26 protein-coding genes are annotated in these 23,080 nt (G+C 61.3%); 19 read left to right on the forward strand and 7 right to left on the reverse strand.

Annotation, left to right across the window (positions count from 1 at the left end; genetic code table 11):
* Positions 1-2: 2 nt before the first annotated feature.
* From NBH21_RS06905 to NBH21_RS06915, 3 genes are read right to left on the reverse strand one after another with little or no spacing between them, the layout of a single operon-like run.
* Entirely contained in the window at positions 3-1,259 is a 1,257-nt protein-coding gene (locus NBH21_RS06905) for a vWA domain-containing protein (RefSeq protein WP_250916192.1), read from the reverse strand.
* Positions 1,260-1,262: 3 nt separating this feature from the next.
* Complete coding sequence (locus NBH21_RS06910; RefSeq protein ID WP_250916191.1) at positions 1,263-2,192, reverse strand: AAA family ATPase; 930 nt, start codon at positions 2,190-2,192, stop codon at positions 1,263-1,265.
* 25 nt (positions 2,193-2,217) lie between these two features.
* Positions 2,218-2,712, reverse strand: a complete 495-nt coding sequence (locus tag NBH21_RS06915) for a flavin reductase (protein ID WP_250916190.1) — start codon at positions 2,710-2,712, stop codon at positions 2,218-2,220.
* A 457-nt stretch (positions 2,713-3,169) separates the two neighbouring features.
* Here NBH21_RS06915 and NBH21_RS06920 point away from each other — a divergent pair, with 457 nt between their 5' ends.
* Positions 3,170-4,243: a branched-chain amino acid ABC transporter substrate-binding protein gene (locus tag NBH21_RS06920; RefSeq protein ID WP_250916189.1), complete on the forward strand. Its 1,074-nt coding sequence runs from the start codon at positions 3,170-3,172 to the stop codon at positions 4,241-4,243.
* Positions 4,244-4,266: 23 nt separating this feature from the next.
* Here the strand turns inward: NBH21_RS06920 and NBH21_RS06925 are convergent, their stop codons facing one another.
* Positions 4,267-5,031 (reverse strand): SDR family NAD(P)-dependent oxidoreductase, encoded by a 765-nt coding sequence (locus NBH21_RS06925; protein WP_250916188.1) that lies wholly within the window; start codon positions 5,029-5,031, stop codon positions 4,267-4,269.
* Between the two features lie 154 nt (positions 5,032-5,185).
* Between NBH21_RS06925 and rpe the strand changes: the two genes are divergently transcribed.
* The 6 genes from rpe (at position 5,186) to NBH21_RS06955 (ending at position 11,931) form a co-directional block, all read left to right on the forward strand.
* Entirely contained in the window at positions 5,186-5,863 is a 678-nt protein-coding gene (gene rpe / locus NBH21_RS06930; RefSeq protein WP_250916187.1) for a ribulose-phosphate 3-epimerase, read from the forward strand.
* Positions 5,860-6,591 (forward strand): DUF2259 domain-containing protein, encoded by a 732-nt coding sequence (locus NBH21_RS06935; protein ID WP_250916186.1) that lies wholly within the window; start codon positions 5,860-5,862, stop codon positions 6,589-6,591. The genes rpe and NBH21_RS06935 overlap by 4 nt, the downstream gene beginning before the upstream one ends.
* A gap of 23 nt (positions 6,592-6,614) precedes the next feature.
* Positions 6,615-7,115, forward strand: a complete 501-nt coding sequence (locus tag NBH21_RS06940) for a hypothetical protein (protein ID WP_250916185.1) — start codon at positions 6,615-6,617, stop codon at positions 7,113-7,115.
* A gap of 127 nt (positions 7,116-7,242) precedes the next feature.
* A complete protein-coding gene (gene purB, locus NBH21_RS06945) occupies positions 7,243-8,544 on the forward strand; it encodes an adenylosuccinate lyase (RefSeq protein ID WP_250916184.1) in 1,302 nt (433 codons plus the stop codon).
* 141 nt (positions 8,545-8,685) lie between these two features.
* Positions 8,686-9,240 (forward strand): RBBP9/YdeN family alpha/beta hydrolase, encoded by a 555-nt coding sequence (locus tag NBH21_RS06950; protein WP_250916183.1) that lies wholly within the window; start codon positions 8,686-8,688, stop codon positions 9,238-9,240.
* A 468-nt stretch (positions 9,241-9,708) separates the two neighbouring features.
* Positions 9,709-11,931 (forward strand): sensor domain-containing protein, encoded by a 2,223-nt coding sequence (locus NBH21_RS06955; protein ID WP_425340398.1) that lies wholly within the window; start codon positions 9,709-9,711, stop codon positions 11,929-11,931.
* Between the two features lie 50 nt (positions 11,932-11,981).
* On the opposite strand, the gene NBH21_RS06960 is transcribed toward NBH21_RS06955, so the two are convergent.
* Positions 11,982-12,296 carry a DUF1476 domain-containing protein gene (locus NBH21_RS06960; protein WP_250916182.1) on the reverse strand — a complete coding sequence of 105 codons (315 nt, stop codon included), beginning with the start codon at positions 12,294-12,296 and terminating at the stop codon, positions 11,982-11,984.
* Positions 12,297-12,543: 247 nt separating this feature from the next.
* On the opposite strand from NBH21_RS06960, the gene purC reads away from it, so the two are divergent.
* The 6 genes from purC to NBH21_RS06990 all read left to right on the forward strand — a co-directional run bounded on the left by purC (position 12,544) and on the right by NBH21_RS06990 (position 15,641).
* Positions 12,544-13,308 (forward strand): phosphoribosylaminoimidazolesuccinocarboxamide synthase, encoded by a 765-nt coding sequence (gene purC, locus NBH21_RS06965; RefSeq protein WP_163899430.1) that lies wholly within the window; start codon positions 12,544-12,546, stop codon positions 13,306-13,308.
* A 32-nt stretch (positions 13,309-13,340) separates the two neighbouring features.
* A complete protein-coding gene (gene purS / locus NBH21_RS06970) occupies positions 13,341-13,583 on the forward strand; it encodes a phosphoribosylformylglycinamidine synthase subunit PurS (protein ID WP_250916181.1) in 243 nt (80 codons plus the stop codon).
* Positions 13,584-13,601: 18 nt separating this feature from the next.
* A complete protein-coding gene (locus NBH21_RS06975) occupies positions 13,602-13,859 on the forward strand; it encodes a hypothetical protein (RefSeq protein WP_250916180.1) in 258 nt (85 codons plus the stop codon).
* Positions 13,856-14,527: a phosphoribosylformylglycinamidine synthase subunit PurQ gene (gene purQ, locus NBH21_RS06980; RefSeq protein WP_250916179.1), complete on the forward strand. Its 672-nt coding sequence runs from the start codon at positions 13,856-13,858 to the stop codon at positions 14,525-14,527. Before NBH21_RS06975 ends, purQ begins: the two co-directional genes overlap by 4 nt.
* Before the next feature lie 50 nt (positions 14,528-14,577).
* Positions 14,578-14,961 carry a hypothetical protein gene (locus NBH21_RS06985; RefSeq protein ID WP_250916178.1) on the forward strand — a complete coding sequence of 128 codons (384 nt, stop codon included), beginning with the start codon at positions 14,578-14,580 and terminating at the stop codon, positions 14,959-14,961.
* Positions 14,962-15,071: 110 nt separating this feature from the next.
* Entirely contained in the window at positions 15,072-15,641 is a 570-nt protein-coding gene (locus NBH21_RS06990; protein WP_250916177.1) for an acyloxyacyl hydrolase, read from the forward strand.
* 61 nt (positions 15,642-15,702) lie between these two features.
* Here NBH21_RS06990 and NBH21_RS06995 read toward each other — a convergent pair whose 3' ends face one another.
* Entirely contained in the window at positions 15,703-15,984 is a 282-nt protein-coding gene (locus NBH21_RS06995) for a DUF1127 domain-containing protein (protein WP_250916176.1), read from the reverse strand.
* A gap of 81 nt (positions 15,985-16,065) precedes the next feature.
* Between NBH21_RS06995 and NBH21_RS07000 the strand changes: the two genes are divergently transcribed.
* The 6 genes from NBH21_RS07000 to NBH21_RS07025 all read left to right on the forward strand — a co-directional run bounded on the left by NBH21_RS07000 (position 16,066) and on the right by NBH21_RS07025 (position 22,156).
* On the forward strand, positions 16,066-17,484 hold the full coding sequence (locus tag NBH21_RS07000; RefSeq protein WP_250916426.1) for an aminotransferase-like domain-containing protein: 1,419 nt from the start codon (positions 16,066-16,068) through the stop codon (positions 17,482-17,484).
* 153 nt (positions 17,485-17,637) lie between these two features.
* Positions 17,638-19,860: a phosphoribosylformylglycinamidine synthase subunit PurL gene (gene purL / locus NBH21_RS07005; RefSeq protein ID WP_250916175.1), complete on the forward strand. Its 2,223-nt coding sequence runs from the start codon at positions 17,638-17,640 to the stop codon at positions 19,858-19,860.
* A 32-nt stretch (positions 19,861-19,892) separates the two neighbouring features.
* Positions 19,893-20,126 carry a BolA/IbaG family iron-sulfur metabolism protein gene (locus NBH21_RS07010; RefSeq protein WP_163899442.1) on the forward strand — a complete coding sequence of 78 codons (234 nt, stop codon included), beginning with the start codon at positions 19,893-19,895 and terminating at the stop codon, positions 20,124-20,126.
* Between the two features lie 18 nt (positions 20,127-20,144).
* Positions 20,145-20,366, forward strand: coding sequence for a hypothetical protein (locus tag NBH21_RS07015; RefSeq protein WP_250916174.1), 222 nt, complete (start codon positions 20,145-20,147; stop codon positions 20,364-20,366).
* A gap of 109 nt (positions 20,367-20,475) precedes the next feature.
* The gene (grxD, locus tag NBH21_RS07020) at positions 20,476-20,808 is read left to right on the forward strand and encodes a Grx4 family monothiol glutaredoxin (protein WP_099058051.1); all 333 of its coding nucleotides are present in this window, start codon (positions 20,476-20,478) and stop codon (positions 20,806-20,808) included.
* Between the two features lie 142 nt (positions 20,809-20,950).
* A complete protein-coding gene (locus NBH21_RS07025) occupies positions 20,951-22,156 on the forward strand; it encodes a multidrug effflux MFS transporter (protein ID WP_250916425.1) in 1,206 nt (401 codons plus the stop codon).
* A gap of 75 nt (positions 22,157-22,231) precedes the next feature.
* Here the strand turns inward: NBH21_RS07025 and NBH21_RS07030 are convergent, their stop codons facing one another.
* Positions 22,232-23,053: an inositol monophosphatase family protein gene (locus NBH21_RS07030; protein WP_250916173.1), complete on the reverse strand. Its 822-nt coding sequence runs from the start codon at positions 23,051-23,053 to the stop codon at positions 22,232-22,234.
* Between the last annotated feature and the right edge of the window lie 27 nt (positions 23,054-23,080).

Here is a 23,080-nt window from a genome sequence, read left to right on the forward strand (position 1 = left end):
ATTCAAGCCCTCATCGTCTTCAGGAAGCGTTTCGGATCGGCATCGCCCTGCATCGGCCCGGAAAGGGCTGCGACCAGGTCGGCAAGCGAATCGAGATTATGCACGGAACGCAGTTCATCGACATGGGGAAGCATCGCCCTGACGCCCCGCGCCCGCGCCTCGAAGCCCTCGAACCTCAGGAGAGGATTGAGCCAGACCAGCCGGCGACAGGAGCGATGCAGCCGATCGGTCTCGGCAGCGAGCGTCTGGACATCCTCTCGCTCGAGACCATCGGTAATCAGCAGGACCACCGCCCCCTGCCCGAGCACGCGCCGCGCCCATTGCCGGTTGAAGAGCTTCAGCGTCTCCCCGATCCGCGTGCCGCCGGACCAGTCGCTGACCGCGCCGCTGCATTGCGCGATCGCCTCGTCAGGATCGCGGTTCTTCATCTGGCGCGTCACATTGGTCAGCCTCGTGCCGAACAGGAATGTGTGGACGCGACGGCGGCGCTCCGTCAGCACATGCAGGAAATGCAGGAAGATGCGGGTGTACTGGCTCATCGAACCCGAGATATCGGCAAGGATGACCAGCGGCGGCTGTTCGGTGCGACGCGCCCTGAACTTCGGCAGGATAAGATCGCCGCCGCTGCGCAGAGCCGCACGCATCGTCGCCCGCGCATCGACGTTTCCCGGCCGGCGGGACGGGCGAAAACGGCGCACGCGCACCGTATCGAACGGCATGGCCAGCCTCTCGATCTCGCGCCGCGCCTGAGAAAGTTCGCCCGCGGACATCTGGGCGAAATCCAACCGGCGCAGCACTTCCGAGCCTGAAGTCGTGAAGCGCGCATCGATCTCGATATCCGGCTCGTCGCGTGGTTCCTGCCGCCGCTCGCGCTCGGCATAGAGCGCGTCGCTCACTCGGGAAGCCCCGGCCTTTGCCTTTTCTCGTTCGCTAAGATCGGCCGCAACCGGCGACATCATCGCGATCATCTTGGCGACCAGATCGCGCGAACGCCAGAACAGCCTGAAGGCCTCGTCGAAGACCGGCTGGTCCTCATGCCGGTTGACGAAGATCGCACCGAGCGCCGCATGGAACTCCTCCCGCGATCCGATACCGATGGCATCGACCGCAGCGATGGCATCGAGCACCGCCCCCGGCCCCGGTTTCAGACCAGCCCTGCGCAGCACCCGGGCGAAATGCACGATATTATCGGCAAGCCTGCCGTCACCGGCCGCAGGCGGCGGCATCACGATCCCATCACGGCCGGCCGAAATCTCCATGGCTCAACCCGCCGCCAGAAGCTCCGCCTTCACCTCGGAAAGAACCTTCTGGCCTTCCGAGCCCTGAATGCGGGCGATGTCGTCCTGATATTTCAGAAGCGTGCCGAGCGTGTCGGCGATGGTTTCCGGATCGAGCGCCAACCGGTCGAGTTCGGTGAGAGCCGTTGCCCAGTCGATCGTCTCGGCAACGCCGGGGTTCTTGAAAAGGTCCAGCATGCGCAGCTTCTGCACATAGGCGACGATCTGGCGCGAAAGCTGCTCGTTGCAGCCGGGCACCTTGCGCCGGATGATCGCCAGTTCCTCGGCAGCCTTTGGATAGTCGACCCAGTGATAGAGGCAACGCCGTTTCAAGGCGTCATGCACCTCGCGCGTCCGGTTGCTGGTGACGATCACGATCGGCTTTTCCGTCGCCTTGACTGTTCCGTATTCGGGGATCGTGACCTGAAAATCGGACAGTACTTCCAAAAGGAAGGCCTCGAAGGCCTCGTCCGTGCGGTCGAGTTCATCGATCAGGAAAACCGGGGCACGGCCGGGCTCGCTCTCCAGCGCCTGCAGCACCGGACGGCGGATCAGATATCTGGCGGAGAAGATATCGTGTTCCATTCGGTCACGGTCGGAAACGCCCGCGGCCTCGGACAGGCGTATCTCCAGCATCTGCGCCGGATAGTTCCATTCATAGACGGCCGATGCGACATCGAGGCCTTCATAGCACTGGAGGCGGATCAGCGGTCGGTCGAGCGCGGATGCCAGCACCTTGGCAATCTCGGTCTTGCCGACACCGGCCTCGCCCTCAAGAAAGAGCGGTCGCTGCATGCGAAGGGCAAGGAAGAGAACCGTGGCCAGCGGCCGACCGGCAAGATAGTCATGCTCCGCGAGGAGGTCGACGACGGCATCGATCGATCCCGGCAAGCTTTTCGAGGACGTCTCAGGCATCCTTCCTCCTCTTTTTGAGAGGAGCTTACAGGGTGTGGTAGCTGCGGTCCAGATAGATCAGCGACGCTTCCTTGGCCCCGAAATGCACCGCCTTCACCTCGCCGAAAAGCACGGTATGGGTCGCCGTGACCTTGGTGTCCGTGACCCGGCAATCGAAGGAGACGATAGCGTCTGACAGCACCGGAGCGCCGGTGACCAGCCTTTGCCATTCGCCCAGCGCAAAGCGCTCATCGACGGAAAGGCCGCCAAAACCGGCAAAGCCGTTGGCGAGATCACGGTGATGTGCGCCCAGCGTATTGAGGGCGAAGAACCCGCTCTCGAAGAACACGGCGTTCTTTTCATTTGTATTGTTCAGGCAGGCGAGAACAGTCGGCGGATGGTCAGAAACCGAGCAGGCGGCAGTGATCGTCACGCCACGGCGGATGCCACCATGCTCCGTGGTGATGAGCTGGACATGACCCGCATAACGGCTCATCGCTTCCCGGTAGACCACCGGATCAATCTGCTGCGTGTTCAACACTTCACTCTCCGCGATTGGCCTAGGGTCAAAACTCAATCAGGACAGGCTTTCTGCGCGCCGAATCTTGGGGCTGAGTAGGAGGAAAGGTGCAGGAAATGCGGATCATTTTCAAACCTTTCCGACGCCCGCAGGCCCAAGATGCGGCGTGCCCCAAGGGTTGGTCAGGATGGGCCGCCTGATTGCAAACAATGCTCGGCAAGGCCACTCGGCCTTACCTTGCGCTTGTTCGCTGCCATTCGATCCCATCCAGACCAACAGAACACCTGTCCTGATTGAGTTTTGGCCCTAGCCTCTATCCGACCAGATAATGCCGGGCAAGTTTTACCTTTTCCCCAACGGACAGATTTTGCCCTGACAGCCGGCCGTTATTGCACCGCATTGCAGTTTCCGTCATGGAACGGTTAGACTAGGCAAGTTTCAATGGCCGAACGCCGCATCCGGAAAAATCGAAACAAGAATGAAGCCGCATCGCCTCCTGCCACTGACTTTTCTCGTGTTGACCGGACTTTCCATGCCGCTAGTCGCCGCTCCGCTGAAGATCGCGGTCGTCGCGCCGCAATCGGGAAACTTCGTGACACTGGGCGATGAAGTGCGCCGCGGCGCGAAGATTTCGGCCGACCGTCTGGGCATCGAACTCGCCTTGATCGACGAGAACTGCGAAGCGGGAAGCGGTCCTCAGGTTGCGGCAAGGATCAAGGAAAGTGGTGCGACCGCCGCCATCGGCTTTCTCTGCTCGGAAAGCCTCGACGGCGCGCTTGCGCCGCTGAAAGAAGCTGCAATCCCCGCAATCACGCTTTCCGTCCGCTGGAAGGGCGTGATGGAGGACGCCCTCAAGAACGGCTGGCCGCTCTTCCGCCTTGCGCCCACGACCGAAGACGAGGCTCAGAAGCTCACCGAAATCATCCTTCGCGACTGGACGAGCGATGCCATCGCCTTGATCGAGGACGGCACGATCCACGGCCGCGAGCTGGCCGATGCCATCCGCAACGGCCTTGAGACCCATGGATTGAAACCGGTTTTCACCGACACCTTCCGTCCTGGACAGGAACAGCAGATCTCGCTTGTTCGCCGTCTGCGCAAGGCGGGCGTGACCAAGGTCTTTGTCGGCGGCGACCGCACAGACATGTCGATCATTGCGCGCGACGCCGCGGTGGAAAAGATCGAACTCGGCTTTCTGGGTGGCGAAGCTCTGAATGCTGCGGATCAGCCGGTACCGCTTGCCGAAGGCGTACGCGCCGTCCTGCTCCCCTATGTCGTAGGAGGACCGCAACCAAGGGACGACAACCCCGGCGAATCGCCACGTGAAGGCTATGTGCAGCCCGCCGAGGCTGCAGTCTCCATCCTTGGCGATGCCGCAGCCCTGTCAGGTGCCATGGGCTCGACCCTTGCCGACACACTGGTCGATACGGCTTTCGACACACCGATAGGCCCGATCACCTTTTCGACAGGTCACGAACTCGCAGACAATCCCTACCGTCTGATGGAATGGCGCAAGGGCGGCTTCATTGAAGCGCCGCCCTCAACCCAGTGACAATCAAGCCAGTCGGCAGACTGTCATGACGGATAGGGCCAGAAGGCCTGCGTGAAGACACCGCCATCGACCCAGATCGTCTGCCCGGTCACGAACCCGGCCTCCGGACCCGCAAGAAACAGCACCGGTCCCGCAATATCGGCTGGCGTACCGACCCGGCGCAAAGGCGTCACGCTACCCCATGTCTCGGCATAATCGGGTGCCTCGGCGCGGGTGCGTTCCGTCTCGATGGCACCGGGAGCCACGCAATTGACGCGGATTCCGTGCGGACCGAGTTCCACGGCTGCCACCTTGGTGAACTGCTCGACGCCACCCTTGGACGCCGTGTAGTCGACGAGCTTCGGAAAGGCGAGCTTGTTGCAGCCGGAGCCCAGATTGATGATGGAACCGCCCTTACCAGCGGCCACCATGCGCCGCCCGGCTTCCCTCGTATTGAGGAAGGTGCCGGTCAGGTTGGTGCGGATCACGGCATCCCACCGCTCGTCGGACAATTCCAGCAGCGGAGCCCATGTCTGGATGCCGGCATTGTTGACGAGGACATCCGGCGCATCGCCAAACCAGGCGCAGGCCTCATCCATGAACGCCGTGACGGATGCGGCGTCACCCACATCGGATGAGAATGTCCGGGCATGACCGCCGGCGGCAGCGATTTCCGTGACAACCTCCTCGGCGGCGGCTCCGTCGTCGCGATGCGTGAAGGCCACCTGATATCCCGCCTGCGCGAATGCAATGGCGAGATGCCTGCCGATGCCGCTGCTGCCGCCGGTGATGATCGCGGAACGTCCCATGTCTCTCCTCCTGTTGCTCCTCGTCACGAGGGATGGAGAAGGATCGAGCCAAGGTCAAGCCGGCCTCGTCCATGGCAGACTTTCGAAGAGTTGCCGGGCTGGCCGGGCGGTGCTATGGGCAGGCCGAAAAGTCAGCAATTCCGGAGCATCCGCCATGACACGCCCCCTCAAGATCGCCCCTTCGATCCTCGCTGCCAACTTCGCCCGGCTCGGCGATGAAGTTGCCGACGTGATCGAAGCCGGTGCCGACTGGATTCATCTGGACGTCATGGACGGCCATTTCGTTCCCAACATCTCCTACGGCCCCGCCGTCATCAAGGCGCTGCGCCCCTTCACCAAGGCAGTTTTCGACTGCCACCTTATGATCTCGCCGGCCGACCCCTATCTCGATGCCTTCGCCGATGCCGGCTGCGATGTCATCACCGTCCATGCCGAGGCCGGCCCCCATCTACATCGCTCACTGCAGAAGATCCGCTCGCTCGGCAAGAAGGCCGGCGTCTCGCTCAATCCGGCTACGCCGCTTTCCGTGATCGAACATGTTCTCGACGACCTCGACCTTCTGCTCATCATGAGCGTCAACCCGGGCTTCGGCGGCCAGAAATTCATCCCTGCCATGACCGAGAAGCTCGCCAAGGCAAACCTGATGATCGGCAATCGCCCGATCGACCTCGAAGTCGATGGCGGCGTGACCGCGGAGAACGCAGCACTCGTAACGTCGGCCGGCGCCAATGTCCTCGTCGCCGGCTCTGCCATCTACAAGGGCCAGGGCGTTGACGATTATCGCAAGACGGTCGACACTCTGCGCAAGGCTGCGGAAGAGGGACGCCGTTGAACTATTGCAGGACATGGCTGGCAGGTGTTGCGACGGCTTTCGTCGCCCTGCCGGCCATGGCCGCCGATTTCGCCAGCTTCCAGTCGCTCGGCTTCTCCGAAGACGGCGGCGTCTATGCCTTCGAGGAATACGGCATCAGCGACAGTTCGGGCCTAGCATACTCGTCCGTTTTCTTCATCGATACAGTGAAAGACACTTTCCTGCCGGACACACCGATCCGCATAGGCGTGAAACGCGACACAGCAAGCATCGCGGCAGTACGGCGCGAGGCGATGGAAAAAGCCGCACCGCTCCTGTCACAACATGGACTTCTCGATCGGCCCGGCGAACTCGCAGCCTTCAGCCCGATCAGCGAGATCGACGCGCCGAAAGACGAGGTTCGTTATTTCGAACATCCAGCCGACCCCGCGTTCGGCAAGCCATATACCCTGAAGATCGAAGAGTTCTTCGCGACACCGACCCGCTACTGCGTGGATCTCGTCGATGCGCTCAAGGCCTTCCGGCTGAAGTACACGGAGAAAGATGGCGAACCGGCAGACGAGATCGTGCACGAGGACAGCATCGACATTCCCGAAAGCCGCCAATGCACCGTCGATTATCGGCTGGGCGGTGTCGTCACCTATTCGCCCCCTGCGGGCAGGCTGGTCCATATGGCGCTCGTCAACGTGCTGAGCCTCGGCTATGAGGGCAATAACGGGCGCTGGATCGCCGTTCCTGCCCGCCCCTGATGACGGATACCGCCCTCCCCAAGATGCGAACGCCCATCCGCGACCGGTTCGCCGCCGCCCTCCCTCCTGTAAGGCTCTGGCTCGTTGGTGCGCTGGTCTGGGGCACTCTCATGGCAACGGTCCTCGGCTTGTCACTTTACGGCACGGAACGTTTGGACGGCAGCCATACGCCGGCACTCTTCGGTCTCTACTTTTCAGGCGGAGCGATCGGCTGGTTTCTTGCCCTGCCCCTCATCGGCTTCTTCAGCTTCCGGCGACGCCCGGAAACGCGTTTTGCGGCCGCCTTCCTGCTTCTCTCCTGCGGGACGTTCGCAACGACGGCGCTTCTTTTCGCCCTGCAATACCGCATGTTCTACGCGCAGTGGCACGCGCCTTTCGGTACCGTGATCTGGGCATTCCAGTTCGTCTTCACCTCGGCTTCGGCCGTCTACCAGTTCACCGCGCTCGGCAGCCGGCATTACTTTCCCTTCGGTGTCGCACTGCTGGTTGCCGCAAGCCTCTGGCTTGCGCGCCGCAACCGTTGAGATTGCCGGGCTTCTTTGCTAAGAGCGCCTGACAAAAGCCCCGGCCAGCCGACCATCCCGGTGTTCGACCGGGTATCTGATCAGGCGCCAAGCCGGCGCCATCGCCAGTCCAAGGAAAGAAAAGCCCATGATCCCGCGTTATTCCCGGCCCGAAATGGTCGCTATCTGGTCTCCCGAAACCAAGTTCCGTATCTGGTTCGAGATCGAGGCCCATGCCTGTGATGCGCTGGCCGATCTGGGCGTGATCCCCAAGGAAGCGGCGAAGACCATCTGGGAAAAGGGCGGTGCCGCCGAGTTCAACGTCGCCCGCATCGATGAGATCGAAGCCGTCACCAAGCATGACGTCATCGCCTTCCTCACCCACCTTGGCGAATTCATCGGCCCCGACAGCCGCTTCGTGCATCAGGGGATGACGTCCTCCGACGTGCTCGACACCACGTTGAACATCCAACTCGTGCGCGCCGCCGACATCCTGCTCGCCGACATGGACCGCGTTCTGGCCGCCCTCAAGGCTCGCGCCTTCGAACACAAGGACACGGTGCGTATCGGCCGCAGCCACGGCATCCACGCCGAACCGACCACCATGGGCCTGACCTTCGCCCGCTTCTACGCCGAAATGGTCCGCAACCGCGCCCGCCTCGTGGCCGCACGGGCAGAAGTGGCGACCGGCGCGATCTCCGGCGCCGTCGGTACCTTCGCCAATATCGATCCGCGCGTCGAGGAACATGTCTGCGAAAAGCTCGGCCTCATTCCCGAACCGGTCTCGACGCAGGTCATCCCGCGTGACCGTCACGCCATGTTCTTCGCCACCCTCGGCGTGATCGCGTCTTCGATCGAGAACGTCGCGATCGAAATCCGCCACATGCAGCGCACCGAGGTTCTGGAAGCGGAAGAATTCTTCTCGCCGGGCCAGAAGGGTTCGTCCGCCATGCCGCACAAGCGCAACCCGGTCCTGACCGAAAACCTGACCGGCCTTGCCCGGCTGGTGCGCATGTCCGTCGTCCCGGCCATGGAAAACGTGGCTCTCTGGCACGAGCGTGACATCAGCCACTCGAGCGTCGAGCGCGCTATCGGCCCTGATACCACGATCACCCTCGACTTCGCGCTGAACCGCCTTGCCGGCGTCATCGAGAAGCTGGTGATCTACCCGGAAAACATGCTGAAGAACATGAACAAGTTCCGCGGCCTCGTGATGAGCCAGCGCGTTCTTCTGGCACTCACCCAGGCCGGTGTCAGCCGCGAGGATGCCTATCGTCTCGTCCAGAGAAACGCTATGAAGGTCTGGGAACAAGGCAAGGATTTTCTTGAGGAATTGCTTGCCGACGAAGAAGTCCGCGCAGCCCTTTCCGAAGAGGATATCCGCGAGAAATTCGACCTCGGCTACCACACCAAGCACGTTGACACGATCTTCAAGCGCGTCTTCGGCTGAGATTAAAGGCATTCAATGGCGATCCGGGCCGTGGAGACGCGGGCCGGATCCTCTATTTTCAAGGGCGCCCAAGACGGATTTTGTGACGCCCTTCAAGGCCCACTTCTTGACGAAGACCAGACCAGTGAGCAGATAAGGCGCATGAAAGCTTCAGACGCAGATATCCTCATCATCCCCGGCTACACCAATTCAGGTCCCGACCACTGGCAGAGCCGCTGGGAAGCAAAGCTGTCCACCGCCCGGCGTGTAGAGCAGGCGGAGTGGGCGAAGCCCGTGCGCGCCGACTGGGTCGCCCGCGTCATCGAGGAAGTCAACAAGTCCACGCGCCCCGTCGTGCTGGTCGCCCATTCGCTCGGCGTACCCACCGCAATCCACGCCATTCCCCATCTCGGAGAAAAGGTGAAGGGTGCGTTTCTCGTCGCCCCCCCGGATGTCGCCAATCCAACCATCCGGCCGAAGCACCTGATGACCTTCGGGCCTTATCCGCGCAATCCGCTGCCCTTTCCGACGATCACCATCGCCAGCCGCAACGATCCCTTTGGCACCTATGAACATGCCGACGATATCGCCGGCGCCTGGGGCTCGCTGCTGATCGATGCGGGAGAATCGGGTCATATCAACACGGATTCCGGCCATGGTCCGTGGCCGGAAGGCACCATGGTCTTTGCCCAGTTTCTCAGCCGTATCCAGGGTTAGGCCGACAGGCCTGTGCGATCAGGAAAGCCATGGCCGCAATGGCTTTCCGACATGATAAATACGACCGCATCAGGTTAAACGGTTTTTAAGGGAAGACCGGTACCGTCGGCACTACCGAACGTTGTCGATAGGTAGTCTTTGCATCCCGGCCCAACCAAAGTCAGTCCTTCCGGCACCAGCGAGGCCTCAGGCCTCCGCGAGTTATTGGCGATTCTTCCTGTCGCCACTGTCGTGCTCGACCCGATCGGCCGCATTCTGGTGACCAACGCGCGTTTCGATGCCCTGCCCCTACAACGGCAGGAGAATTCTTCGGATTTCCTCATCAATCATGTGCGGGACGAGGATCGGGGCACCTTCGCCGTCCTTCAACTGGCAGCACTATCCTCAAGGACAGAGATCACCCCTGTCGAGCTGCGGTTCACGACCGGTGACGGCTCGCCGCTGTGGATGATGGTTCACGCTACCGCCATGTCGGCGGAGGGAATGCCGACGGCGAACCTTCTGGTGCAGCTTGGAGACATCACCGAGTTGAAACAGCGCGAGCTGGACCTTGCCGACAGGGAAAGCCGCTGGAACGACGCACTCGTGAGCTCGTCAACCGGTGTATGGGATTATCGGATCGACCTTGGCACCTGGTACTATTCCAACGAATGGCGCGCCATCCGCGGCCTCGCACCGGACGACCCCCTGCCGCCGACGACCCTGGAATGGCTGGAGCTCGTGCATCCGGACGATCACGAGCGCGTTCTCCATAGCGTCGAACGCCAGAAGGCTGGCGATCCCGATTACATGACGTTCGAATACCGTGAGCGGCATAAGGACGGTCACTGGGTCTGGATCGAATGCCGCGGCGCCTGCGTCGCCTGGGACAGCGACGGCAAACCACAGCGCATTATCGGCACCGATGTCGATATCACCAGCCGCAAGCTGGCCGAAGAAAAGATCGCCCGAATGTCCCGGCGGTTGAAGCTCGCCCTGGAGGTTTCGCACATCGGCGTGTTCGAGACGGACTTCGATACCGGCAGTTCGGACTGGGACGACGGCATGATGACCCTCTTCGGCCTGGAGGGCAGCCAGAAGATGCAGATTGGCGGCACATGGGAACAGATGCTCCATCCGGAGGACGCCGAACGCGTCTACAGCAAGGTGGACCATCATGTAGCCAATCTGCTCCCCTTCTCCGACGAATACCGCGTCATCCTGAAGGACGGTTCGATCCGCTATATCCGGTCTCGCACCCTGCCGTTCATCGATCCCGAGGGCCATCGCAAGATGATCGGCGCCAACTGGGACGTGACCGCCGACCACGCGCTCCACCGTGAACTGGAGCGCGCCAAGACGCTCGCCGAAGCACGCAACGCCGAACTGGAGGCAGCCAAGGCACGCATCGAGCATATAGCGATGCACGACTACCTGACCGACCTCCCGAACCGGCGTTTCCTTGACGAGAAACTGGACAGGTTTGCCGAGAACGATCGCGCAACAGCGGGCGGCCTTGCCGTGCTTCATATCGATCTCGACCGCTTCAAGGAAATCAACGACACGCTCGGCCACAGCGCCGGCGACATGATGCTCAAGCACGCGGCAAAGGTGCTGAAGGCCAATACCCGCGGCGAAGATTTCGTCGCCCGCATCGGCGGAGACGAGTTCGTCTTTCTCGCCCGCTTCGAAGGCTCGCACCGCAAGCTCGGACAGCTTGCCGACCGCATCATATCGGAGCTCAGGAAACCGGTATCCTATGAAGGCCATGAGTGCCGCTTCGGCGCCTCCATCGGGATCGCCTGCGAGCTAGGCCCCGAAATCGATGCGCGGCAATTGCTGCTGAATGCAGACATCGCGCTCTACCATGCCAAGAACCGCGGACGTAACCGCCACGAATTCTTTTCCCGCGACAGCCACAAGCATATGGTGGACACCCGAAGGCTTTCGGATGAAATCCTTCGGGCGCTGGAAAACGACGAGTTCGTTCCCCACTATCAGTTCCAGTTCAATGCGCGTACCCTCTCTATTGCCGGCGCCGAGGCTCTGGCGCGATGGCAACATCCCAGGCAAGGCGTGCTGACGCCCGACAGTTTCCTTTCCGTGGCAGAAGAGCTCGGCGTGGTGCCTCAGATCGATGCCCTCATCCTGGAAAAGGCGCTTGCCGACTTCGACAGGTGGCGCGAGCTTGGTCTGAACGTGCCGAAGATCTCGGTCAATGTCTCGACCCGCCGCCTGCACGATCCGTTATTGCGAAAGAAACTGAGCACGCTGTCTTTCGATCCGGGCACGGTCTCCTTCGAGCTGCTGGAGTCGATCTTCCTCGACGAATACGACGAACAGGCGATGGAGAACCTCAGCCATCTGCGCAAGCTCGGTGTCGATATCGAGATAGACGATTTCGGCACGGGCCATGCGTCCATCGTCAGCCTGCTTAGACTGAACCCCAAATCCCTCAAGATCGATCGGCAGCTGGTTCGCGATGTGACGCAATCGACCGAGCAGCGCAAACTGGTCAGATCGATCATCGACATCGGAAGGTCGCTAAATATCGGGGTCACTGCGGAAGGTGTCGAAACGCCGGAACATGTCCGGATCCTGGCCGCGCTCGGTTGCGACGTGCTGCAGGGTTTCGGGCTGGCTCGCCCGATGGCATTCTCGAAGACCGCCGATTTCATTACCGGCGACACCTGGCGTCGCCCATTCCAATAAACGGGCGACGAAATTCTCTGGCAGCCTGAGAGACCGCTTCCCCGGAGGGCTTATTCGCCTTGGATTTGGGCCACGGCCTCGGCCAGAAACTCGATCATCTTCGTGCGCAGTTCCTCGTCGGAAACTGCAACGCCACCAGCAGCCAGATCGCCCTGGAGCTTGCGGATAACATCGCCATCGCCGGCTTCCTCGAAATCGGCAGCGACGACTTCCTTGGCATAGGCATCGGCATCCGCCTTGCCGAGCAGACCGGCAGCCCAGAGCCCGATCAGCTTGTTGCGCCGTGCCACAGCCTTGAAGCGAAGTTCCTCATCGTGTGCGAACTTGTTTTCAAAGGCTTTTTCGCGATCACCCATACCGCTCATCTGTATCTCCCAAAAAGTATCCGTCACCATACGGGGGCTTCGTTTCCCCCATTAATCAAAAGGCTGTAGAAAGTGCAATGCAAACTTGGGGCACATGTTGATTCTCCGAGCCGCGCCTTGGTTTGGACGAAATCCGGGGAGGTAACAACAGCCGCATTGTGAAAAGCGTGGTTTTCCTTTATGGGACCGCTTCAATAATCGTTCCACAGCGTCCCCAGTGTGACGCCAACAGCAGAGAAAACCAGCCATGAACCGTCGCCGCCGTGTTTACGAAGGCAAGGCCAAGATCCTTTATGAGGGTCCGGAGCCCGGCACGCTGATCCAGTTCTTCAAGGACGACGCCACGGCGTTCAACAAGAAGAAGCATGAAGTCATCGACGGAAAAGGTGTCCTCAACAACCGCATTTCCGAATATCTCTTCACGCACCTGAACAAGATCGGCATCCCGACCCACTTCATCCGCCGCATGAACATGCGCGAGCAGCTGATCAAGGAAGTGGAGATGATCCCGCTCGAGGTCGTCGTGCGCAATGTCGCCGCCGGCTCGCTCGCCAAGCGCCTCGGCATCGAGGAAGGCATTGTGCTGCCGCGCTCGATCATCGAGTTCTACTATAAGTCCGACGCGCTCGCCGACCCGATGGTCTCGGAAGAACACATCACCGCCTTCGGCTGGGCCAACCCCGCGGAGCTTGACGACATCATGGCGCTCGCCATCCGCGTCAACGACTTCCTGAGCGGCCTCTTCCTCGGCATCGGCATCCAGCTCGTTGACTTCAAGATCGAGTGCGGCCGCCTCTACGAAGGCGACATGATGCGCATCATCCTCGCCGACGAGATCTCGCCCGACAGCTGCCGCCTGTGGGACATCGAGACCAATGAGAAGCTCGACAAGGACCGGTTCCGCCAGGATCTCGGCGGCCTGCTCGAAGCCTATCAGGAAGTGGCCAAGCGCCTCGGCATCATCAATGAAAACGAGCCGCTGCGCGGCACCGGTCCGGTGCTCGTCAAGTAACCGGCCAAAAAAGTAATCTACGGAGATTGAGAGTGATCAAGGCACGCGTGACCGTAACCCTCAAGAACGGCGTCCTCGACCCGCAGGGCAAGGCAATCGAAGGCGCACTCGGTGCGCTCGGTTTCGATGGCGTCGACCATGTTCGCCAGGGCAAGGTCTTCGACCTCGAACTTGAGGGCGCAGACAAGGCCAAGGCGGAAGCCGACCTCAAGGCCATGTGCGAGAAACTCCTCGCAAACACGGTGATCGAGAACTATACTATCGCCATCGCCTAAAGGTTGAAGGACGATGGGATGGCCGACCAATCTCAGGAACTGCTGTTCGAGATCTTGCGAAAGCTGCAATCGGACATGTCGGTATTGAAGGACGGCCAACGCGAAACGCGGCAGGAGATCAACAGCCTGCGAAACTACATGCACCTGATGCAGGGCGATCTCAACAACTTGCGGGGAACGATGTCGCAGGTAATGGATCGCCTTGATCGGATAGAGGGTCGTCTCGAACTTCGAGAACTGGCCGAAGCACAAGCAAGGTTTGAGCCACAGCCATGAAATCTGCCGTCCTGCAACTCCCCGGCCTTAATCGCGACCGCGACATGATTGCGGCACTCACCAAGATTTCCGGCAATGCGCCGGTGACGATCTGGCAGACGGAAACCGAACTTCCGGATGTCGACCTTATCGTCATCCCCGGTGGCTTCTCCTATGGCGACTACCTGCGCTGCGGCGCGATCGCAGCCCGCATGCCGGTCATGCAGGCGGTGAAGGCTGCGGCAGAGCGGGGCGTCAAGGTTCTCGGCGTCTGCAACGGCTTCCAGATCCTGCTCGAAGCCGGTCTCCTGCCGGGCGCCCTGATGCGCAACGCCTCGCTGAAGTTCGTCTGCCGGGAAATCAAGCTCGAGGTCGTCAATGCCGACACCGACTTCACCCGCGCCTATGCAAAGGGCCAGATCATCCGCAGCCCCGTCGCCCATCACGACGGCAACTACTTCGCGGACGCTGAAACCCTGAAGGCCATCGAAGGCAATGGCCAGGTCGTCTTCCGTTATGCGGAAGGCACCAACCCGAACGGCTCGATCAACGACATCGCCGGCGTAATGAACGAGAAGGGCAACGTTCTCGGCATGATGCCGCATCCGGAAAACCTGATCGAAGCAGCTCACGGCGGCAATGACGGACGCGGCATCTTCGCCTCCGCCCTCGACGTAATCGCTGCTTAACCAGTCGGATGATAGAGAGCGGGCGCCCAATGAACGAAAAGCGATTCAGCATGCGTCCCGCACTCCTTCTTGCCGCCCTTCCCCTTATCGCACTCGCCTCCTGTCAGTCGAAGCCACAACAGACCGCGTCGCATGGACCGTCCGCATTGGACATCATGGAAAAGGTCGCGGTCGGCGCCAATCGCTGCTGGATCAAGTCGGGCGATCCTGCCTTCAAGGCTTACGCAATGGCGCCGGAACTAAATTCCTTCTCCGGCAAGCCGCGTATCCTTCTCGTCCGCAAGGGCTCCGGCGACATTCGCCCGCTTCTCGTGGTGCAGGCGGAAGGCCGTCCGGCGCGTCTCGACGCCTTCGGACCGATGATGGGCGAACCCGTTTCTTCCCGTATCAACTCCGACGTCAACCGTTGGGCCCGCGGCGGCAAGGACTGCTGACTCGCCGCTATACGCGGACATTTAACGTGTGATCAAGGAAACCGCTTCGGCACAGGCTGCAACCCGTGCTAGCGTCTGGCATTCCCTGCGAGACGATATGGATTCCGGTCATGAGTGTTTGCAGATTTCTCGAATGCCTCCGCTTACCGCTGTTTTTGGCGGCAACTATCCCATTATTTTCTAATGCTTCTCTGGCCGCAGACTGGTCGGTTAAGGAAATCCGGCTCGGCGCCACCGCCTCGATCCAGACAAAGAGCACCTTCGAATCAGGCTTCTACCCCACCGTCGTCCTCTATTTCGATCCACTCGATTCGGCCAACGCAGCCACCTGGCGCGAGAAGCTGCTTCGCCCGCAGCTTCATGCCGGACTTTCGGTGAGCAGTGCCGGCAATGCGAGCCAGGTCTATGCGGGCTTCAACTGGAAGGTCGACATTACCGACCGCGTGTTCCTCGACCTCGGCTTTGGCGGTACGGTTCATAATGGCGATCTTGATGACGACGGCACCGATGGGCCCAAGCTGGGCTGCAGCCTGCTTTTCCACGAATATGCCGCGGCCGGCTTCCGCGTGACCGACAAGGTGGACATCCTCGCGACCATCGATCATTCGTCGAACGCGGACCTCTGCGACGTCAACGACGGCATCAGCCATGCCGGCCTGATGCTCGCCTACAAGTTCTAGGCACAAACTCTTTCGCCGCCACGATCAGGCGGCCCGACAAGACACCACATCGAAACCCTGCTCAAGGCCGCATCAGTATCCAGGACTTGCGTGCCTCGCGCTCCGCGTCGACCCTTGTCACCCCAATGTCCTTCAACTGATCGTCTGTCAGTTCCAGCAGCGCGAGTCGCCCGCTGCGCTTCATCCGCCAATGAGAAATCGACTGCGACAGCTTGGCCCAGAACCCCTTCGGCGGCGGCGCGGGGGCAAGCATGTCGCCACTGGAGCGAAACAACGCTTCCCGAGCATAGCCATCAGGCCACATTGTATCAATTGCATCAATATACCGCACTGAATCGGTCATTTCCTCACCAAATGTTTTATTTTTCGATGCAATTTGGGTAACATTGACTCAATGATTGGGACAATATATGGAATTGTCATGATGACAAATTGGCTTCCCGACCTCTCTCAGGGCAAAGGCCCGATCTATGTCCGCCTCGCCGACCAGATCGAGGCGTCAATTGCCGGTGGGACGCTTCCCGTGGGTGCCAAGCTTCCGCCGCAGCGCAATCTCGCCTTCGACCTCGGCATCACCATCGGCACCGTCAGTCGTGCCTATTCGCTTGTTCATGAACGGGGGCTTGTGACCGGCGAAGTCGGACGCGGCACGTTCGTCCGCGATACGCGCGACACGCCGCCCAACGGCGAACTCGATCCCGTTGCCGCAGCGCTTGTCGGCACGCGGCCGATGGCGCCACCACCCGGCAAGATCCGCTTCGACAGTACGGCCGCCCCGGACGTTGGTCAGGGCGCTTATCTACAGAGCCATATCGAGGGCATCCTGCGCGATCACCCGGTCGATATTGCGAGCTATACCCGCAGTTTCCCGGATCACTGGTTTGCCGCTGGTGCCCAATGGCTCGGCAAGGGCGACTGGGCGCCCGATCCGCAAAACATCGTCCCCACCCTCGGCGCCCATGCCGGCATCATGGCGGTCATCAGCGCGGTGACGGCCCCCGGAGACCGCGTGATCTTCGAACACCTCACCTATTCGCAGGTGAGCCGCGGCGCCGGATTGGCCGGTCGCCGCACGGCGCTGGTCGAAAGCGACGAGAACGGTATCTTGCCGGACGACTTCGACAGGGTCTGCGCCCAACAGCACCCGAAGGTCGCCTTCGTGATGTCCTCTGCCCAGAACCCCACCCTCGCGGTGATGCCGATCGAGAGACGCAGGGCGCTAGTCGATATCGCCCGCAAACACAATGTCTGGCTGATCGAGGACGATCTCTACGGCTCCATGTCGTTGCAGCAGCTGCCGCCGCTCGCGGCACTCGCACCCGACCGGACATTCATGGTCGGCGGCCTGTCCAAATCCGTCGCGGCCGGTGTGCGCGGCGGCTGGGTCGCCTGCCCTCCCCATTTTGCCCAGCGTGTGCGCATCGCCCACAAGATGATGACCGGCGGCATTCCCTTCCTGCTGGCCGAACTTTGCGCCCGTCTGGTACTATCGGGCGATGCAAAGACCATCCGTGCGCTCTGCGCCGAGGAAATCGCTGCGAGAGAGGCACTTGCCCGCCAGTATCTCGTCGGCTTCGACTACCGCTCAAGTCCTTCCATCCCCTTCCTCTGGCTTGCTCTTCCCGATCCCTGGCTTTCAGTCACCTTCAAGAATGCAGCACTTGCGGAAGGCGTGCTGATCGACGACGAGGACGAGTTCAAGGCCGGCCGTTCCGAAAAGGTCCTGCACCGGGCACGGATCGGCTTCTCCTCGCCGAAGGATCGCGATGAGGTTCGCAGCGGTTTTGCCGTCATTCGGAGGCTGCTTGAAAACGGCGGCGCGGGCTACGACAGCATAGCTTGACCTGTCTTGCGCTCCGAAGGGCGAACCGGCTGTTGCCAGCCGCATTTTCCTGTCGCACTGTCGGCTTACATGCGCTAAAGAGGCGCCGAAACGCCGATTTTCCGCAGCAGGCCAGCGCCAGACAGGCCCCCAGGACAAGCCCCAGGACAAGCGATGACGATCTCCAACACGATTGCAATCACTCCCGAACTCGTAGCCGCCCACGGCCTCAAGCCGGACGAATACGAACGGATCCTGCAGCTTATCGGCCGCGAGCCGAGCTTTACCGAACTCGGCATCTTCTCGGCGATGTGGAACGAGCATTGCTCCTACAAGTCCTCGAAGAAGTGGCTCCGCACGCTGCCCACCAAGGGCGAGCGCGTCATTCAGGGCCCCGGCGAGAATGCTGGCGTCGTCGATATCGATGACGGCGACGTCGTGGTCTTCAAGATGGAGAGCCATAACCACCCGTCCTATATCGAGCCTTACCAGGGTGCGGCGACCGGCGTCGGCGGCATTCTTCGCGACGTCTTCACCATGGGCGCCCGCCCGGTTGCCGCGATGAACGCGCTACGCTTCGGCGCGCCGGATCATCCGAAGACCAGGCACCTCGTTGCTGGCGTCGTTGCCGGCGTCGGCGGCTATGGCAACTCCTTCGGCGTTCCGACTGTCGGCGGCGAGGTCGAGTTCGATGCCCGCTACAACGGCAACATCCTCGTCAACGCATTTGCGGCCGGCCTTGCCAAGTCCGACGGCATCTTCCTTTCCGAAGCCAAGGGCGTCGGCCTGCCGGTAGTCTATCTCGGCGCCAAGACGGGCCGCGACGGCGTCGGCGGCGCGACGATGGCATCGGCCGAATTCGACGAGTCGATCGAGGAGAAGCGCCCGACGGTGCAGGTTGGCGACCCCTTCACCGAAAAGTGCCTTCTGGAAGCCTGCCTTGAGCTGATGGCAACCGGCGCCGTCATCGCCATCCAGGACATGGGCGCAGCCGGTCTCACCTGCTCGGCCGTCGAAATGGGTGCGAAGGGCGACCTCGGCATCGAACTGGAACTCGACAAGGTGCCGGTGCGCGAAGAGCGCATGACTGCCTACGAAATGATGCTGTCGGAAAGCCAGGAGCGCATGCTCATGGTTCTGGAACCCTCGAAGGAAGACGTCGCCAAGGCGATTTTCGTCAAGTGGGGCCTCGACTTCGCCATCGTCGGCCACACGACCGACGACTTGCGCTTCCGCGTCATCCATCAGGGTGAGGAAGTCGCGAACCTGCCGATCAAGGAGCTTGGCGACCAGGCACCGGAATACGACCGTCCGTGGATCGAGCCGAAGGCCCCGGCCCCGCTGGCCGAAAATGACGTGCCGCAGGCTGATGTCGCCGAGGCACTGGTCAAGCTGGCCGGCTCCGCGAACAATTCCTCGCGCCGCTGGGTCTACGAACAGTACGACACACTCATTCAGGGCAACTCGCTGCAGCTTCCGGGCGGCGACGCCGGCGTGATCCGCGTCGATACCCACCCGACCAAGGCGCTCGCCTTCTCCTCCGACGTCACACCGCGTTATGTCGAAGCCGATCCGTTCGAAGGCGGCAAGCAGGCTGTCGCCGAATGCTGGCGCAACATCACCGCAACCGGCGCACTGCCGCTTGCCGCCACCGACAACCTGAACTTCGGCAATCCGGAACGCCCTGAAATCATGGGCCAGCTCGTATTTGCCATCAAGGGCATCGGTGAGGCCTGCAAAGCCCTCGATTTCCCGATCGTCTCGGGCAACGTCTCGCTCTACAACGAGACCAACGGTCAGGCGATCCTGCCCACCCCGACCATCGCAGGCGTCGGCCTGATGAAGGACTGGTCGAAGATGGCCCGCATCCGCTTCGCCGCCCAGGGTCAGGCGATCCTGCTCGCCGGCGCTCCGTCGGGCTGGGGCAGCCATCTCGGACAGTCGGTCTATCTCCGCGATATCCACGGCCGCACCGATGGCCCGGCTCCGCATGTCGACCTCGCCCATGAGAAGAAGGTCGGCGATTTCGTCCGCGGGCTCATCGGGGCCGGTCTCGCGACCGCTGTCCACGATTGCTCCTCCGGTGGTCTCGCTCTGGCCGTTGCGGAAATGGCGATTGCATCCGGCATCGGCGCAACGATCAATGCACTCGAAGGTGCTGATCCTATCCCGGTCTTCTATGGCGAGGATCAGGGCCGCTATGTCGTGACCGTCGACGAAAAGAACGTCGATGCCGTTCTGGTCCGGGCCGAAGCAGCGGGTGTTTTCTGCCCTTGGATCGGCCGCACCGGCGGTAACAACGTCGTGCTGGGCAATGCCCGCGGGGTCGCAATTGAGGAATTGCGCTCGGCCTATGAATCGTGGTTCCCTGACTTCATGAATGGCGAAGTGGCCTGAACGGCCGCTTCCGAAAAGCAGGGAGAACCACCATGGCTATGAAACCGGGCGATATCGAAGACATGATCAGGGCCGGCATTCCCGGGGCCAAGGTGGTGATCCGGGATCTGGCAGGCGATGGCGACCACTACGCTGCCGAAGTCGTTGCGGAAGCCTTTCGCGGCAAGACGCGCGTGCAGCAGCACCAGATGGTCTATGATGCACTAAAGGGCAACATGGGCGGAGTGCTGCACGCGCTGGCGCTGCAGACCTCCATTCCGGACTGAGCGGACTGGGGAATCAAGATGGCCGATCTTATCAAGGAAGTGGTCGAGAATGTCGTTCAGGGCGTCCTGAAGGAAATCCTGAAGAAGACCACGGGACGGGGAGCGACACGCCGCAACAAGCGCCAGACGCGCTCTGCGACCACCGGACGCTTTACCAGGAAGACCACGCGCAAGCCTGCAAAGAAGCAGGTCAGCCGCCGCCGCAGCGCGACCAGCCGCAGCCGGCAGCGCAAGAGCTGATCCCCGTTCGTTCGGTCCGCTGATTGCACTGGCAAAAACGGCATGCACTTGCTATCTAGAAGAAACGTTTAAACAGCGGCCCTTGAAACCGCGTGTGAAAGGATATCCCATGAGCGTTCACGATTTCATCGACAATGAAGTAAAGACCAACGACGTGGTCGTCTTCATGAAGGGTACCCCGCAGTTCCCGCAGTGTGGTTTCTCCGGCCAGGTCGTGCAGATTCTCGACTACCTCGGCGTCGCCTACAAGGGCGTGAACGTACTGGCCGACAGTGAAATCCGCCAGGGCATCAAGGATTATTCCAACTGGCCGACGATCCCGCAGCTTTACGTCAAGGGCGAATTCCTCGGCGGATGCGACATCGTCCGGGAAATGTTCCAGGCCGGCGAACTGCAGAAACATTTCGAAGACCAGGGCATCGCCGTTCGCGGCGCCGCCTGATCATCACCGGCCCGCGCCTGACGCGGGAACTCATTACTTGTTTGATCCGAAAAGGCGTTGCCACCAGCAACGCCTTCTCGTTGTTTTCAGGGCACTTATTATGACTAAAACGTTACAGCCCGCCCCGGCCAGTCTGAAAGGCATGGGACGAGTGGAATTCATTGCCATGATGGCCTTCCTGATGGCGCTCAATGCGCTCGCCATCGACATCATGCTGCCGGGCCTACCGCAGATCGGCGCCTCGCTCAACGTCCAGAACGAGAACCACCACCAATACGTGGTCTCAGCCTATCTGATCGGCTTCGGCATCGCCCAGCTCTTCTACGGGCCGATCGCCGACCGTTTCGGTCGTCGAAAGCCGATGCTGTTCGGCCTCGGCATCTATGTGCTGTCGTCCCTGATGGTCGTGCTCGTGCCGTCCTTCGGCACGCTGCTCGCGCTGCGCTTCATCCAGGGCCTCGGTTCGGCTGCGACCCGCGTCATCACCGTCTCCATCGTGCGCGACGTTTACGGCGGTCGCCAGATGGCAGAGGTCATGTCGCTTATCATGATGGTGTTCATGGTCATTCCGGTCGTCGCTCCCGGCACAGGTCAGGTCATCATGATGTTCGGTCACTGGCACTGGATTTTCGTCTTCATGGCCGCCGCCGCCCTCGTGGTCGGCCTGTGGATGCATCTGCGCCTTCCGGAAACGTTGCACCGGGAAGACGTCCGCCCGTTCACCGCGAAGTCCATCTTCCAGGGCTTCCGGATCGTGCTCACCAATCGTGTCGCGCTCTGTTACACGATCGCCAGCACCTTCATCTTCGGTGCCCTGTTCGGCTTCATCAACTCGGCACCGCAGGTCTATCTCGGCATCTACGGACTGGGCGCACTGTTCCCCGTGGCATTCGCGGGCGTTGCGCTGTTCATGGCGCTTTCCTCCTTCGTCAACGCCCGTCTCGTCGGCCGTTTCGGCATGCGGCGCCTGTCGCATGCCTCGCTGCTGGGCTTCATCGCCATCAACACCATCTGGCTGGTGGTGCAGGTGTTGGGACCCCAACCCATGCCCTTCCCGCTGTTCATCGTGTTCTTCGCGCTGGCGATGTTCCAGTTCGGCTGGATCGGCTCGAATTTCAACTCGCTCGCCATGGAGCCGCTCGGCCACGTCGCCGGCACGGCCTCGTCCGTCCTCGGCTTCATGGGCACCGTCGGTGGCTCCCTAATCGGCGCGATCATAGGGCAGTCGTTCAACGGTACGGCGCTGCCAATGGTGGCTGGCTTCTTCACCGTTTCGCTGATCGGCCTCGTCTTCGTGCTGATCGCCGAACGCGGCCAGCTCTTCCGACCGCACAACAAGCCGGTGTAAGAACCTCCGAACAAAAGAAAGGCGCGGGAACCGAACGGTTCCCGCGCCTTTTTTCGTTTACGTACCCGAAGACTTTCAGACGTTGAAGATCTTCTCGCGCAGTTCGTTCCAGCTTGCCTCGTCCGACGCGACGAGAATGCCGCCCTCGAAATCGTAGGGACGGTACGGCGTTCTATCGAGCTTGCGTACATAGGCGCCGGCTTCAGCCGAAATCAGCGTACCGGCCAGATGGTCCCAGGGCATCAGCTTGCGATATTGCAGGAAATGCAGGTGTCCCGCGGCAAAGGCGCGATATTCATGCGCAGAGCAGCGATAGCTGGTGAAAAGCCTGACGTCGGCGAGATTGGCAAGCGTCTGCCGCTTCGCCTCGCGCTCCATATAGGTCACTGCCGCGATGCCGACCATCTGCGAAAGCGGCACGGACGGAGCGACAGCCATCTGCTCCTGCTGACCGTCCGGCCGGCAGAGCCATGCGCCGGAGCCCTTCTCGGCAAGCAACCAGTCATTGCCCATCGGATCGTAGATCAGCCCGGCAACCGTCTCGCCCTTGCGCACCACGGAGAGCATGACGCCGAACAGCGGCAGGCCGGCCGCATAGTTGAAGGTGCCGTCGATGGGGTCGACGATCACCGCCAACTCAGCATCCTCGATCTTGCCGAGCAGGCCGGGATCGGCAGCGACCGCTTCCTCGCCGATGAAGACGGCCTCGGGCATCAAGGCCTCGACGCGCGCGCGGATCACCCGCTCCGCGGCCTCATCCGCCTCGGTGACCAGATCGATCGCCTCCGACTTCATCCGCACATCATCCGTGCCGAGATTTCTGAAGCGTGGCAGGATTTCGGTTTCCGCCGCCTCCTGCAGCAGATTGGCGAGTGCGGCGATATCGAGACTTTCCATGACGGTTCCTTCGGGCTTCAGATTCTT

The organism is Ciceribacter sichuanensis (assembly GCF_024055605.1).
Lineage (GTDB): Bacteria > Pseudomonadota > Alphaproteobacteria > Rhizobiales > Rhizobiaceae > Allorhizobium > Allorhizobium sichuanense.